This is a genomic window from Cohnella sp., assembly GCF_041640265.1.
Classification (GTDB): domain Bacteria; phylum Bacillota; class Bacilli; order Paenibacillales; family Paenibacillaceae; genus Cohnella.
Window position 1 is genome coordinate 148,338 of sequence record NZ_JBEQAP010000007.1, and the last position, 14,194, is coordinate 162,531.

Annotated in this window: 17 protein-coding genes and 1 pseudogene; 13 read left to right on the forward strand and 5 right to left on the reverse strand. The window is 43.2% G+C overall.

Annotation, left to right across the window (positions count from 1 at the left end; translation table 11 throughout):
- Positions 1-9 precede the first annotated feature (9 nt).
- The 10 genes and pseudogenes from ACESLK_RS08020 (at position 10) to ACESLK_RS08065 (ending at position 9,168) form a co-directional block, all read left to right on the forward strand.
- A complete protein-coding gene (locus ACESLK_RS08020; RefSeq protein ID WP_373228696.1) occupies positions 10-921 on the forward strand; it encodes an NAD(P)-dependent alcohol dehydrogenase in 912 nt (303 codons plus the stop codon).
- Positions 918-1,319: a hypothetical protein gene (locus ACESLK_RS08025; protein ID WP_373228697.1), complete on the forward strand. Its 402-nt coding sequence runs from the start codon at positions 918-920 to the stop codon at positions 1,317-1,319. Before ACESLK_RS08020 ends, ACESLK_RS08025 begins: the two co-directional genes overlap by 4 nt.
- Positions 1,320-1,389: 70 nt before the next feature.
- Positions 1,390-2,082 (forward strand): DUF4386 domain-containing protein, encoded by a 693-nt coding sequence (locus ACESLK_RS08030; RefSeq protein WP_373228698.1) that lies wholly within the window; start codon positions 1,390-1,392, stop codon positions 2,080-2,082.
- Positions 2,083-2,106: 24 nt separating this feature from the next.
- Positions 2,107-4,902: a winged helix-turn-helix domain-containing protein gene (locus tag ACESLK_RS08035; RefSeq protein ID WP_373228699.1), complete on the forward strand. Its 2,796-nt coding sequence runs from the start codon at positions 2,107-2,109 to the stop codon at positions 4,900-4,902.
- Positions 4,903-4,999: 97 nt separating this feature from the next.
- Positions 5,000-5,665: a DUF4386 domain-containing protein gene (locus ACESLK_RS08040; protein WP_373228701.1), complete on the forward strand. Its 666-nt coding sequence runs from the start codon at positions 5,000-5,002 to the stop codon at positions 5,663-5,665.
- Positions 5,662-6,585: an NAD(P)-dependent alcohol dehydrogenase gene (locus ACESLK_RS08045; protein WP_373228702.1), complete on the forward strand. Its 924-nt coding sequence runs from the start codon at positions 5,662-5,664 to the stop codon at positions 6,583-6,585. Before ACESLK_RS08040 ends, ACESLK_RS08045 begins: the two co-directional genes overlap by 4 nt.
- Positions 6,586-6,763: 178 nt before the next feature.
- Positions 6,764-7,210 (forward strand): hypothetical protein, encoded by a 447-nt coding sequence (locus ACESLK_RS08050; protein ID WP_373228703.1) that lies wholly within the window; start codon positions 6,764-6,766, stop codon positions 7,208-7,210.
- A gap of 1 nt (position 7,211) precedes the next feature.
- Entirely contained in the window at positions 7,212-7,430 is a 219-nt protein-coding gene (locus tag ACESLK_RS08055; RefSeq protein ID WP_373228704.1) for a helix-turn-helix transcriptional regulator, read from the forward strand.
- 21 nt (positions 7,431-7,451) lie between these two features.
- Positions 7,452-8,440: pseudogene (locus ACESLK_RS08060) on the forward strand (NAD(P)-dependent alcohol dehydrogenase).
- 11 nt (positions 8,441-8,451) lie between these two features.
- Entirely contained in the window at positions 8,452-9,168 is a 717-nt protein-coding gene (locus ACESLK_RS08065) for a DUF4386 domain-containing protein (RefSeq protein WP_373228705.1), read from the forward strand.
- A 12-nt stretch (positions 9,169-9,180) separates the two neighbouring features.
- On the opposite strand, the gene ACESLK_RS08070 is transcribed toward ACESLK_RS08065, so the two are convergent.
- From ACESLK_RS08070 to ACESLK_RS08090, 5 genes are read right to left on the reverse strand one after another with little or no spacing between them, the layout of a single operon-like run.
- Positions 9,181-9,615 (reverse strand): protein-tyrosine phosphatase family protein, encoded by a 435-nt coding sequence (locus ACESLK_RS08070; protein WP_373228706.1) that lies wholly within the window; start codon positions 9,613-9,615, stop codon positions 9,181-9,183.
- 18 nt (positions 9,616-9,633) lie between these two features.
- Entirely contained in the window at positions 9,634-10,110 is a 477-nt protein-coding gene (locus ACESLK_RS08075) for an ArsI/CadI family heavy metal resistance metalloenzyme (RefSeq protein ID WP_373228707.1), read from the reverse strand.
- 2 nt (positions 10,111-10,112) lie between these two features.
- A complete protein-coding gene (gene arsC, locus ACESLK_RS08080; RefSeq protein ID WP_373228708.1) occupies positions 10,113-10,535 on the reverse strand; it encodes an arsenate reductase (thioredoxin) in 423 nt (140 codons plus the stop codon).
- A gap of 24 nt (positions 10,536-10,559) precedes the next feature.
- The gene (locus tag ACESLK_RS08085; RefSeq protein WP_373228709.1) at positions 10,560-11,852 is read right to left on the reverse strand and encodes an arsenic transporter; all 1,293 of its coding nucleotides are present in this window, start codon (positions 11,850-11,852) and stop codon (positions 10,560-10,562) included.
- A 12-nt stretch (positions 11,853-11,864) separates the two neighbouring features.
- Positions 11,865-12,179 carry an ArsR/SmtB family transcription factor gene (locus ACESLK_RS08090; protein WP_373228710.1) on the reverse strand — a complete coding sequence of 105 codons (315 nt, stop codon included), beginning with the start codon at positions 12,177-12,179 and terminating at the stop codon, positions 11,865-11,867.
- A gap of 170 nt (positions 12,180-12,349) precedes the next feature.
- Between ACESLK_RS08090 and ACESLK_RS08095 the strand changes: the two genes are divergently transcribed.
- The 3 genes from ACESLK_RS08095 (at position 12,350) to ACESLK_RS08105 (ending at position 14,194) form a co-directional block, all read left to right on the forward strand.
- Positions 12,350-12,616: a metal-sensitive transcriptional regulator gene (locus tag ACESLK_RS08095; RefSeq protein ID WP_373228711.1), complete on the forward strand. Its 267-nt coding sequence runs from the start codon at positions 12,350-12,352 to the stop codon at positions 12,614-12,616.
- 212 nt (positions 12,617-12,828) lie between these two features.
- A complete protein-coding gene (locus ACESLK_RS08100) occupies positions 12,829-13,608 on the forward strand; it encodes a sulfite exporter TauE/SafE family protein (protein WP_373228712.1) in 780 nt (259 codons plus the stop codon).
- A 13-nt stretch (positions 13,609-13,621) separates the two neighbouring features.
- Positions 13,622-14,194, forward strand: a complete 573-nt coding sequence (locus tag ACESLK_RS08105) for a sulfurtransferase TusA family protein (RefSeq protein WP_373228714.1) — start codon at positions 13,622-13,624, stop codon at positions 14,192-14,194.

The window sequence follows — 14,194 nt, forward strand, 5'->3', positions numbered from 1 at the left end:
TAAACGAATATGAGAGCAATTGTGTACACCGAATACGGCTCGCCCGATGTTCTTCATCTGAAAGAGGTAGTAAAACCTTCACCCAAGGACAATGAAATACTAGTGAAGATATATGCGACAACAGTAACAGCGGGGGACTGGCGCATGCGAAAGGCCGACCCATTCCTTGCAAGACTTTACAATGGTCTCATAAGACCAAAAAAAGTAAAGATATTAGGGTTTGAGTTAGCTGGGGAAGTTGAAGCAGTAGGCAAAGCCGTAAAAAGATTTAAGAAAGGTGATCAAGTTTTTGCGTTCTGTGGTATTGGCTTTGGTGCATATGCCGAGTACAAATGTATGTCTGAAGATGGAATAGTGGCCATAAAACCGGCCAATATGACCTATGAGGAGGCCGCCGCTGTTCCTACTGGAGGAATAACCGCGTTGAATTTTCTTAGGAAAGGAAAAATCGCGAGTGGAATGAAGGTTCTTGTTTATGGAGCTTCTGGAAGTGTAGGTACTTATGCGGTACAGCTTGCCAAATATTATGGGGCGGATGTAACAGGGGTTTGCAGTACCAAGAATGTTGAAATGGTGCAATCGATAGGTGCCGATAGGGTAATTGATTATACGAAGCAGGATTTCATAGCAAATGGTGAACGTTATGACTTAATATTTGATGCCGTTGGGAAAAAAATATCGAAAATCACAAAATCAACATGTAAGAGAGCACTTCGTTCGAACGGAAAATATGTGAATGTGGACATGTCACAAAAGCCTCGTGTTGAAGATCTAATCTTCCTCAAAGAGCTTAGTGAGACGAGAAAGATTAGCCCGGTTATCGATAAACGCTATTCGTTTGAACAGATTGCCGATGCTCATCGCTATGTCGAAAAAAAACACAAGAAGGGGAACGTGGTTATAACTGTGATACCAGTATGAACGAGGTCTCATTGTTTCGTCTATATTTGCTGAGGGCGATGTACCTTCTTATCGTCGTGGGGCTCGGTATCGTTGTATGGCCTGGAGTCATCTACCGAGAGGAGCCGTGGGAACTGATGGAAGGAGTGGTTCAATGTATGCTGGCCGCCTTCTCGGCTCTGTCAGTCCTGGGCCTGCGTTATCCGTTGCAGATGCTGCCTTTGCTCCTATGGGAATTGGTGTGGAAGTTGATCTGGCTGATCGTCGTCGCGCTCCCATTGTGGTCCGCCGGTCAAATGGACGAATCAACCTGGGCGATCGTCTCATCTTGCTTGTGGGTCGTGATTATTCCTTTCGTCATTCCTTGGCGCTTTGTGTTTGCACACTATGTAAAGAAGCGCGGAGATCGGTGGCGCTGAGGGAAGATGGACAGCGCAGCCCTCAACCGCATCTGATTATCAAATCTATTTATAGATAGGAGACAAACAAATGAATTTTTCAAACAAAAAAGCTGGAATAATTGTGGGGGTACTATTTATACTTGCGGCGGTTACGGCGATAATAGGTCTTATTTTATACGATCCTATCCTAAATGGTCCGGATTACCTGATGAAAGGTTCCGAACATGCCAACCAAGTGATACTGGGAGCGCTTATGGAGTTAATTCTTGTCGTTTCAGCGGTTGGTACTGCAACTACAATGTATCCATTTTTAAGAAAATATAATGAAACTATAGCTCTTTGGCATGTTTGCTTTAGGTTTCTTGAAGCCGTTATTATTACTATTGGTGTAATCAGCGTACTGTCCCTGTTGACCTTAAGCCGGGAATTTGCAGCAGCAGCGGCTCCGGATACTGCCTCTTTTCATGCCGCAGGTACATTATTAAAAGCAGTACATGACTGGACCTTTCTGCTTGGGCCTCTTTTCTTTCTGGGCATCAACACGATGATGTACAGTTATATATTTTATAAATCCAAGCTCGTACCTAGGTTTATACCCATCTTGGGTATGACAGGGGCAACGCTTGTTTTTATTAATGCCTTGTTAGTAATGTTCGGTGTAGTTGAACAAATCTCTGTTTGGGGGCTATTGGCGGTGCCAATAGCGGCTAATGAAATGATCCTCGCGGTATGGCTCATAGTTAAAGGATTCAACTTATCTGCAGCAACAAACCTCAAATAAGGAGGATGGTGATATAATCGATCTATGAATCCACCCATTTTAGCAACTAAGCTTTATATCCCACCGCCTCGGCATAAAGTAGTCCTACGTCCACGACTGATTGAGCGACTGAACGAGGGTCTGCACAGCAAACTGACTTTAGTCTCTGCCTCTGCCGGGTTTGGTAAAACCACGCTGGTCAGCGAATGGCTCGCCGTTTGCGGACGACCAGCCGCCTGGCTGTCGTTAGACGAAAATGATAATGATTCCGCACGCTTTCTGACTCTGCTCTTCACTGCTCTGCAGTCGGTTGAGACGAACATTGGAGAGGGCGTGTTTAGTGCGCTCCAATCCCCTCAACCACCGTCAATTGAATCGATATTGACGGTCGTGCTCAATGAAATCAACATGATTCCGAACGATATTATCCTTGTCCTAGACGACTATCATGTTATAGATGTCCCAGAAATTGACCATGCACTCACCTTTCTGCTCGAGCACCTGCCTCCACAGATGCACCTGGTTATCATTACTCGCGAGGATCCACTTTTTCCCCTAGTCCGGTTGCGTGTCCGGAATCAATTAACCGAGTTACGAGTCGCCGATTTGCGATTTAACTCATTCGAAGCCGCCGGATTTCTCAACCAGGTGATGGGTCTAAGCCTTTCATCGGATAACATCGCTGCCTTAGAAACCCACACCGAAGGCTGGATTGCTGGCCTGCAATTGGCCGCGATCTCGATCCAAGGACATAAAGATGCTACTAGCTTCATCCAATCCTTCAGTGGAAGCCACCATCACGTGCTGGACTATCTAATGGAAGAAGTTCTGCAACGGCAAGCCGAAAACGTTCAGACTTTCTTGCTGCACACCTCTATCCTCGGCCGGCTGTGCGGTCCCCTTTGTGAAGCCATTCTGCTTGACACCTCATCATCCGGGCAAGAAACCCTTAAATATCTCGAACGTGCCAACCTGTTCATCGTCCCCCTGGACAATGATCGGCGTTGGTATCGTTATCACCATCTCTTCGGTGAATTATTGCGCCAGAGATTGCAACAGAAACTCTCTTTGTCTACACATAATGAGGGTATTAGCGTAGCCGAATTACACAAACGTGCTAGTGAATGGTATGAAAATAATGGTCTAGATATAGAAGCTTTTCACCATGCTGCAGCGGCCAATGATATCGAACGCGCCGCTAGGCTGGTTGAAGGTGAGGGGACTCCCCTGCATATTCGCGGTGCGGTGACCCCTGTACTGAACTGGCTGAAGTCGTTGCCGACGGCGGTGCTGGATGCCAGACCCTCGTTGTGGGTAATGTACGCCTCGGCGCTAATCATTGCCGGCCAACCAACCGGGATCGAACAGAAACTACAAGCTGCTGAAGCTGGCCTGCAAGGCGCCAAGCTAGACGATAAGACCAAAGACCTTATAGGACTTATTGCCTCAGGACGTGCCACTTTGGCTTTGTTAGTCATTACCGGCCAACCGACCACCGGAGTAGAACAGATACTTGAAGCTACCGAAGCAACCCTCCAAGGAACGGAGTCAGACGACAAGACCAATGACCTTGTAGGACTTATTGCCCCCAAACAGGCCACTTCGGCTGTCAATCAGCATCAGGTGGAAACCATCATTGTCCAGTCGCTCCTCGCTCTAGAGTATCTGCATCCTGATAACCTGCCAGTTCGTACTGCTGCTACCTGGATGCTAGGGCAAGCGTACCAGCTTCGGGGAGACCGTGCCGCGGCCATACAAGCCTATACCGATGCTATTTCTATTAGCCTAAAGCTTGAAACTAATATCGTAACTCTAGCGGCTACAATAGGACTTGGCAACGTATTGGAAGGAGACAATCAGCTCTATCTGGCCGACCAAACTTACCGCCGTGTTCTGCAACTAGCAGGTTTTCCGCCACAGCCAGTTACCTTCGAAGCACATCTTGGATTGGCTCGTATAAGCTATGAATGGAATGACCTGAATTCCGCGGAGCAGCACGCACAAGAGAGCTTACAGCTGGCGCAACAGTTAGAAAACACGGACAGATTCGTATCGTGTGAGGTGTTTCTCGCTCGTGTAAAGTTTGCAAGAAAAGATTGGGCCGGCGCGGAAGCTATTCTAGCTAAGGCTGGTCATTTCGTGCGCAAGCATAACTTTATTTATCGAATACCTGAGATTGCTGCAGCGCAAGTGCTTATGTTGCTTCACCGGGGCAATCTTGCTGCAGCCGCTCATCTTTCTCAAACATATAATCTCTCCATGAGTCAGGCACGGGTGGACCTTGCCCGTGGAGACACATCCGCAGCATTGGCAGCGCTGGAGTTATTTCAAGAGCAGGTGGAAGCAAAGGATTGGAAAGATGAACAGCTCAAGGTTATGGTTCTACAGACTGTTGCTCTATATAGGCATGGCCAAAAGGACAAGGCTCTGCAATTGTTGGCCGCCGCGCTGGAGCAGGCTGAGAAAGGCGGCTTCATCCGTATGTTTGTCGATGAAGGTACTTTGATGGCTGAGCTATTGTCAGAAGCAGCTAGTCATGGGATTATGCCGGAGTATATAGGTAGGCTTCTGGATGTGTTCGCTGCTGAAGAGCAGAAAAGCGAAGATAAATCAGATTTACGTTTATTTCCGCCTGCTCAGCCTCTAATCGAGCCATTAAGCGAGCGCGAGCTAAACGTACTGCAGCTAATTGCCCAAGGTCTCTCAAATCATGAGATTTGCGAGCGCCTTTATCTCGCCATGAGTACGGTAAAAGGGCATAACCGTAATATTTTTGGTAAATTGAACGTCCAAAGACGCACCGAAGCTGTAGCACGTGCCCGAGAGTTGGGTCTATTGTAGAACCTAAAACAATACCTTAAACAATACTTTAGTATATATTCGCCAGTACCTTTTTCTAGGTACACTACTTGTAAATCGAGCAAGTAGGAGAGATAAGATGAATTCATACAGAAAGACTGCAATAACTGTGGGTATATTAATGCTTGGTGCAACGGTTGCATTTATGATAGGAAGCGGGCTTATTGATTCTGTCCTTAGCAATCCAGAGTATCTTAACCATGTCTATCCCAACAAAACAAAACTAATAGCAGGAATGTTCCTTGAGCTCATGGATGCCGCATTAGTTTTTGGTATTGGAATGTTGATGTTTCCAATTCTTAAACAACATAATGAAGCTATTGCACTTGGGTACTTTGGTACCAGGGTTATGGAGTCTGTAATTCTCGTCGTGAGTATTCTTAGCTTATTAATATTAATACCATTAAGTAATGAATTCATAAACATAGGAGCTACAGCTGGTTCATATTATCAAACTATTGGGACTCTGGTAATAAATGGACATGAGATAGCCTTTCAATTAGCTATGCTAGTTCTTGGCCTAGGCAGCCTGATGTTCTGTTATTTATTATATACATCAAAGCTTATTCCGCGGTTAATATCAGTCATTGGTTTTATTGGATATGCAGCTTTAATTGCAAGCAGCTGTTTAGAAATTTTCGGCGTTAATGCAGGAATGATCCTGTATCTTCCTGGGGCAGCATTTGAAATCATTTTTCCAATATGGCTGATAGTAAAAGGTTTTAATGAAAGGAGCTTCAAATGAAAGCAATTGTATGCACAAAATACGGATCACCGGATGTTCTTCAGCTTAAAGAGGTGGAAAAACCCGTTCCCAAGAACAATGAAGTACTGGTAAAAGTTCATGCGACAACTGTAACATCAGCGGACTGTAGAGTTCGAAATTTCGAATGTCCTATCTTGTACTGGATCCCCATGCGAATAGTCTTAGGTTTCAAAAAACCAAGAAAACCTATACTGGGAGTGGAATTAGCCGGAGAAATCGAAGCAATAGGCAAAGATGTAAAACGATTTAAAAAAGGTGATCAGGTTTTTGCATTAACCGGATTAAGATTTGGTGCATATGCCGAGTACACATGTTTGCCTGAAGGAGGTGTGGTGGCATTGAAACCGGTCAACACGACCTATGAGGAAGCCGCTGCTGTTCTTTTTGGAGGAACTTCAGCGTTGCATTTTCTTAGAAAAGGAAATATCCGGAATGGACAAAAAGTTCTTATCTATGGAGCTTCCGGAGCGGTAGGGACTTCAGCGGTGCAGCTTGCCAAATACTTTGGGTCAGAAGTTACCGGGGTATGCAGTACCACAAATTTAGAATTGGTGAAATCTTTGGGAGCCGATAAGGTAATTGATTACACGAAAGAGGATTTTACGAAAAGAGATGAGCTTTATGATATTATCTTTGATGCAGTTGGGAAAAATTCAAAATCAAATTGCAAGAAAGCATTAGCTCCGGGCGGGACATACGTGTCGGTTGAAGGGCAGGGGGTAGCAAAGGAACGTACGGAAGACTTAATTTTTCTCAAAGAGCTTATTGAGACGGGAAAGATAAAGTCGGCCATTGACAGACGTTATCCGCTGGAACAGATTGTCGAGGCTCACAGATATGTAGAAAAAGGGCGTAAAAAGGGAAATGTAGTCATCACACTGGAACATGGCCCCAACTGAATTTAACAGAGACAAAAAGACGATTCCTCACTACTGAAGAGGTTCGTTTTTTTTGCTGTTTAACTTTATCAATCTGAATTATCGTGTAAAAAATACTTGACATTATGTATGAATGATATTACATTGTGTATATATTACTTTACTCTGAGTAAAACTTAACGTACAGGAGGATTTAAGTATGTCCTATCAAGAAAAAAAGAATATCGTATCTTTAGCTAGCACCATATTGATTTTTGGATTCTATTGTTTGTATGTGTTTCAAAGGTACCAAGTAGGGAGCATGGATACGACAGACACCTTCAAATTTTGGGGGGCAGTTATCTTAATCCTAATTCCAGTGACGATCGTTGCAAAGATCATCATTGATATTGTATTCAATATCATTTACAGAATAACAACTAAGGAAGCAGAACCATCATTTGCTGATGAACTAGACAAATTAATTGAATTGAAAGCCACAAGGTATTCTCATTATGTGTTTGTACTAGGCTTTCTTCTAGCGATGGGATCTCTGGTCTTGGAAATACAGCCCTCTGTGATGTTCATCATCCTTATTTTCTCAGGATTTGTGTCAGAGGTGGTCGGTACTATCACAAAGCTTTATTGTTATCAGAGAGGAGTCTAAAATGGGCAAATGGCTTATTCACAACAACATTCGGAGCTTACGATTTAACCATAACGAAATGACCCAACAACAATTGGCAGATAAAGTAGGTGTGACACGACAAACCATCGTAGCTATCGAAAAAGAAAAATACTCCCCTTCTCTGGAATTGGCTTTCCGAATTGCTCACGTCTTCAACTTACCGTTGGAAGAGGTATTCTCTTATGAGGAACAAAATTAATTCAATCGGGGAGGGAAACGTATGAAAGCGATGGTATGCACCAAATATGGATCGCCGGATGTTCTTCAGCTCCAAGAGGTAGCAAAACCTATTCCCAAGGATAATGAGGTACGGATAAGAATACACGCGGGAGTAGTAACACCATCGGACTGTGCCTTTCGAAGGTAGACCCCTTTATTGTCAGATTACTTTATGGTCTCACTAGACCCAAATATACGATATTAGGGGTTGAGTTAGCCGGGGAAATTGAATCGGTAGGGAAAGATGTGAAGTTATTTAAGAAAGGTGATCAGGTTTTTGGTATAAGTCCGAATAGCTTTGGCACCCATGCCGAGTACATGTGTTTGCCCGAAGATAAACCTGTGAGCATAAAGCCAGCCAATGCGACTTATGAAGAAGCCGTCGGTATCTGTGATGGAGCACCAACCGCATTGACTTTCCTTAGAGATAAGGCAAAGATTCAGCGCGGACAAAAAGTCCTTATCAATGGCGCTTCTGGAGCAGTAGGTGCTTATGCTGTTCAGCTTGCCAAGTACTATGGGGCAGAAGTTGCCGGAGTATGCAGTACCGCGAATGTACAGTTGGTGAAGTCTCTCGGAGCCGATAAGGTCATTGATTATACCAAAGAGGACTTTACCAAAGGCGGTCAAACCTATGACGTTATTTTCGACGCGGTAGGCAAGAGTTCATTCTCAAGTTGTAAAGGCTCGCTAAAGCAAAGAGGGTTCTACCTCTCAACTGTCCCTACACTGGGAATTATGCTCCAAATGTTATGGACTTCAAAGCTCGGAAGTAAAAAAGCCATTTTCACAGCCTCGGGCTTACAGCAGAGTAAAGAAAATCTTGCCTTCCTCAAAGACCTTTTTGAGGAGGGAATGGTAAAGTCGGTCATCGATAGATGCTATCCGTTGGAACAGGCTGCCGAGGCTCACAGGTATGTTGAGACAGGACGCAAAAAGGGAAATGTGGTAATTACCGTGGATCACAATAATAAAAACCTAACTGATTAGGAGCCATTGAAATGACAAACCGTATCGCCGAAACATCACCACGTATGTATGCAAAAGTTGCAGGGTTTGGATTGCTGCTCATGGCTATACTTGCTATGTTCGCTAATTTTTTTGTTATCGAGAGTCTTATTATCCCAGGAGATGCTGCAACAACTGCAAATAACATCAAGACCAATGGGTTATTATTCCGCAGCGGTATTATTGGCTTTATAATCGTGCTTATTCTTGATGTGTTGGTGGCCTGGGCACTTTATATTTTTCTCCTGCCCGTAAATAAGAATCTTGCATTGCTGGCAGCGTGGTTAAGGTTGATATACACAGTTATTTTTGGAATCGCCATCTATCATTTTTTGAGTGTTTTGGAACTTTTAAGTGGTGCTGAATACTTGAAGGTATTTGAAGCAGATCAATTAAACGCTCAGGTGATGTTATCTATCCATGCGTTTAGCAATGTATGGCTAATTGGATTAGTATTTTTCGGCTTACATTTGCTTGTCATTGGTTATTTAATATTTAAATCAGGCTACATGCCAACAATAATTGGCGTCTTGCTGATGATTGCATGCTTTGGCTATCTAATAGATAGTTTTGCTCATTTTCTTTTATCCAACTACACCGACTACGAATCTATATTCTTACTTATTGTTGCCGTGCCTGGGGTTATTGGGGAATTGTCATTAGCTTTTTGGCTTGTGTTTAAAGGTGGAAAGTTACGACGGACGCAATAGCTGCACAGATCATTACTTTACAAATATTTTGGTTAGAGCTTCTTTTTGAATGGGCTTGATATCGATTTTAGGACGAATACTCTTTGCTGTTGACTCAGCCTCTTCAATGTCTTTCGATAAACCAAGAGAAAGGAGTGTACCTGCAGCAACAGTTCCTGTTCTGCTCTTACCTCCGCCGCAATGGAACGCCACTTTTTTACCACTATGATACGCATTAACGACTTCATCGATCGCTTGCTTAAATAATAGATGTTCACTTTCTATGGAGTTGTCCCCTAAAGGGATTTGAATCCATTTCGCTTTAGACTCCGGATAAGCACATCCTGTCGATTCAGCACGTAAGTCTACTACAACCTCGATTCCCTCGTTCTTTTCCATTGCTTCAACATCAGCAGACCCCCCCATGAAAATTCGATTATCAAGGAGAGAATGGTAGTTATATTCCATTTAGTTCAACCTCCAAAGTTATTTGTTTTTGCGAAAACTTGTGAATTCTACTGCAACCGGTGCGGCAGGAGGGGCGCAGCATAGAGACAAATCCCGAGTGTCGCCCGCGGACTCAAACTCTGAATCCTCTTTGGTGTAGAAGATTTCCCAAGCATTGCCATCTGGGTCGTATACCCAGACTTTATCTTGTACCGCATAGCAGCAGGTCGTGTTCATCTCATCGATGAGCAGTAGATTAGACTGCCGCAACCGCTCACCCATAGCTAAAACGTCCTCTGTGTTGTCAACTTGAAAGCCAAGGTGATTTAATACACCGTTATCTTCAAATGGACGGACATTCAGAGAGAAATGCAAAGCAGGATTGTCCAGCTCAAATTTCGCATAATTGTCTTTAACCTTTGTTGGTGAAACCCCGAAGAAGGACCGATAGAAGGTGAGGGACTTGTCAAGATCGGAGCAATTAACAGCAACATGCATTCTTCTGATCGTTGCCATGTTTATTTGCCCTCCAGAACGAATGTCTCGATTCGAGATTTAATGGCATCACGAACTGTGCGGAATTGGTTCATGATTTCTTCTTCAGTACCAGTTGCTTTAGCCGGATCGTCGAATCCCCAATGCCATTTGATTACGTTCGGATTGGAGATAACAGGGCAGTGTTCATCAGCATGTCCACATAGGGTGATAACATAAGTCGCACGATTTAAAATTTCTGTGTCGATTGTCTTAGAAGTGTTATTCGAAATGTCGACACCAGCTTCCGCCATGATTTTGACAGCTCGAGGATTAAGTCCATGGGCTTCCAGTCCAGCACTGTGCACTTCATAAAGATGTCCACCTATTTCAGTCATAAATCCATCGGCCATCTGACTCCGGCAAGAGTTACCTGTACATAAGAAATACACTAGTTTTTTATCCATTTTGAAATTCTCCTTTAAGGGAAGTTAATTGATGAGCTTTAACCAAAAATAGAGGCTAGATAATGTAATGAATAAGACTGGAACAGTGAGGACGATTCCGATTTTAAAGTAATAGCCCCAAGCTATTTTGACGCCCTTGGAAGATAACACATGAAGCCAAAGCAAGGTGGCCAAAGATCCAATCGGTGTAATCTTAGGTCCCAAATCAGATCCGATAACATTGGCATAGACGAATGCTTCCCGAATGACTCCGGTTGAGTTTGTACCCTGAATGGCCAGAGCATCAATCATTACTGTTGGCATGTTGTTCATGATAGAGGAAAGAATAGCTGCAATAAATCCAGAGCCGATCGTTGCAATGAAGAGCCCTTGATCCCCGACCCATTCGAACACAGTCCCTAACTTATCCGTTAGTCCAACATTACGTAATCCGTACACGACTACATACATTCCGATGGAGAAAACGACAACTGCCCAAGGTGCTCCTTTAACTAGGTTCCATGTATGTATGCCCTTGCTCTGTCTAGCTAGCAGGAGAAATACAATCGCTGCTGCACCGGCAATTATCGATACGGGTACGTTGATAAATTCACTTGATAAGTATGCGATCAGAAGCACAGCAAGAACGATCCATGAGATCCGAAACAATCGAATGTCATTAATAGCTTCGCTTGGTTTCTTTAATTGAGTCAAATCATATTGTTTGGGAATGCTTTTTCTAAACATGAGGTAAAGGACCAACAAGCTAGAAGCAATAGCGAATATTGTAGGCACAATCATTCGGCTTGCATATTCAACAAATCCAATCCCGAAAAAGTCCGATGATACAATGTTTACTAGGTTACTTACAACGAGTGGGAGGGATGCCGTATCTGAGATAAACCCACTGGCCATAATGAACGGTAAAATCATCTTTTGGTCAAATTTTAACGCCCTTACCATTGCAAGGACAATTGGAGTTAATATTAATGCAGCTCCATCGTTCGCGAAGAATGCCGCTACAGCTGCACCAAGTAAAATAACATACACAAACATTAGATTACCATTACCTTTAGCAAAGCGGGCCATATGAAGTGCAGCCCATTCAAAGAATCCGATCTCATCTAAGATAAGCGAAATTAATATGACTGCGACAAAGGCTAGGGTAGCATTCCAGACAATCTGAGTGACATCCCATACATCATTAAAGTTAACAACTCCGAAGATTAGGGCTATCACAGCACCCCCGCATGCAGACCAACCGATATTAAGCCCTTTAGGTTGCCAAATAACAAATACCAGTGTAACTAAAAAAATAATTGAAGCGATCGTTAGCATAAGTCCTCCAGGTTAGTTACAGCTTTGTGTATTTAGTGCGGTAATTCTATCATTCATGGATGGGAGCTGGGCTAGAAGTTCAATTAAATAAGGCTTGTCATCCAAATTCAATGAATAGTAAACCCACTGCCTTCTCTTATTTTCATTAATAAGTCCGCCGGTTTTCAGTTTCTTAAGGTGCTGACTCACATTTGATTGCGTGGTTTCCAAGATCTCGACAATATCGCAAACACACATTTCCTGTTCCCGTAGAAGAGCGAGTATGGTCAATCTGCTTTTATCTGAGAGGAGTTTGAGGGACTCCAACATTTCCTCGACATTGGTCATTTCGAATCACTCCTTTCATTACTTAAAACTAAGCTAAATTTTATTATACACAAATGATTATATTAGTAAACGATAATATTAGTGAAAACTAATTTAGAATGTATTGTTTATTTTTTTGATTTATACTATACCTATAGGTGTATGGGTCATAAGAAACGGAGTGATAGAGGATGGATTACGAATATAATGATGAACTGAAAAAACGGTTGAGAAGAATTGAGGGTCAAGTACGCGGAGTACTTCGTCTAATGGAGGAAGGCAAGTCCTGTAAAGAGGTTGTCAATCAACTCTCTGCCGTACGGAATGCGTCCGATAAGGCAATCGCACAAATTGTCGCTGAGAATTTACAGCGATGTTTGATGGAAGAGCAAGCTGCAGGAAGAGACCCAAGCAAGATGGTTCAAGAAGCTGTTGAATTACTTGTGAAAAGTCGATAAGTCGAATTCATAATTACAAATAACAAACCGTTTGAGGGGTATTAACTTAAGCCCGATAGCGGTTTTTTATTTTGCATTTCCTTATATCGCATGAGTTGACGAATGAGGCGGAATCGATTATATTATTTGCATACCTATAGGGGTATATGTATTTGATGAAAAGGAGGTAAACAATTCGACTTTAGAATTGCAACGTAGAAAGGAACAGCTCAATGGATATAGCATGGATCTTAATCTTAGTTGCAATCGGTTTTGTTGGTTCATTAATATCAGGAATGGTTGGTATAGGGGGTTCTATTATCAAGTACCCTATGCTGCTTTATATTCCGCCTGCTCTAGGATTTGTGGCTTTCTCAGCTCAAGAGGTATCCGCAATAAGCGCGGTACAAGTATTCTTCGCTACTCTTGCCGGAATTTTCGCCTTTCGCAAAGGCGGCTATATTAATAAATCGTTAGTCATATCGATGGGGATAGCGATTATCATCGGCAGTTTCATTGGAGCCTACGGTTCCAAGTTTATCCCTGATGATGTGATTAACCTAACCTATGCCATTCTCGCTCTGATCGCTGGAATCATGATGTTCCTTCCCAAAAAGGGAGATGACAATGCTGACTATTCGAAGCTTATATTTAATAAGCCTCTCGCTGCAGGATTGGCCGCTCTTATAGGAATTTTATCCGGGATTGTAGGTGCGGCTGGCGCTTTTATAACCGTACCCGTGATGCTAGTTATCTTGAAAATCCCAACGCGTGTAGCTATTGCATCATCATTAGCGATTACTTTCATTGCGTCAATCGGCTCGACGGCAGGGAAATTAATGGGAGGACACATGCTGTTAATTCCATCCGCAGCTATGGTGATTGCCAGTGTCATTGCATCGCCGATCGGAGCCAATATTAGCAAAAAGTTAAATACGAAGGTATTACAGTGGATCTTGGCTGCTCTTATTGTTGCTACTGTCATAAAAATCTGGATTGATATTCTAACTTAGGAGGGTTATATAAATGACAACATTACAGGTTAATCGAACGTTGGAATGCGAAGGTTTGGCTTGCCCGTTGCCAGTGGTTCGCACCAAGAAAGCGATGGATGGATTAAAAACAGGTGAGGTATTAGAAATTAGGACAACCGACAAAGGGTCAGTTGCAGATCTCAAAGGATGGGCGAAGGGAACAGGGCATCAATATATCGGACTAAAGGAAGAGAATGGTGTATTCATTCATTATATTCGTAAGTCAGATCCTTCAGAAACCAAGAATGAGAGCAAATTCCCTCATACGATTTCATTAGATGACCTTAAGAATAGATTGTCGGCGGGGGAAAAGTTAAATATTGTAGATGTTCGCGAACCGGCTGAATATGCGTTTGGGCGTCTTCCAGGAGCCCTATCGATTCCGGCAGGGGATCTGGATATGCGTATTCAAGAATTAAATCCAGCTAATGAATATCTGATTGTGTGTCGCACTGGCGGCCGCAGTGATCGGGCATGTCAAACCTTAACTGATAAAGGCTTTAAGAATGTGAAGAATGTCCTCCCGGGAATGACAGATTGGACGGGCGAAGTGGAAAAAGACTAA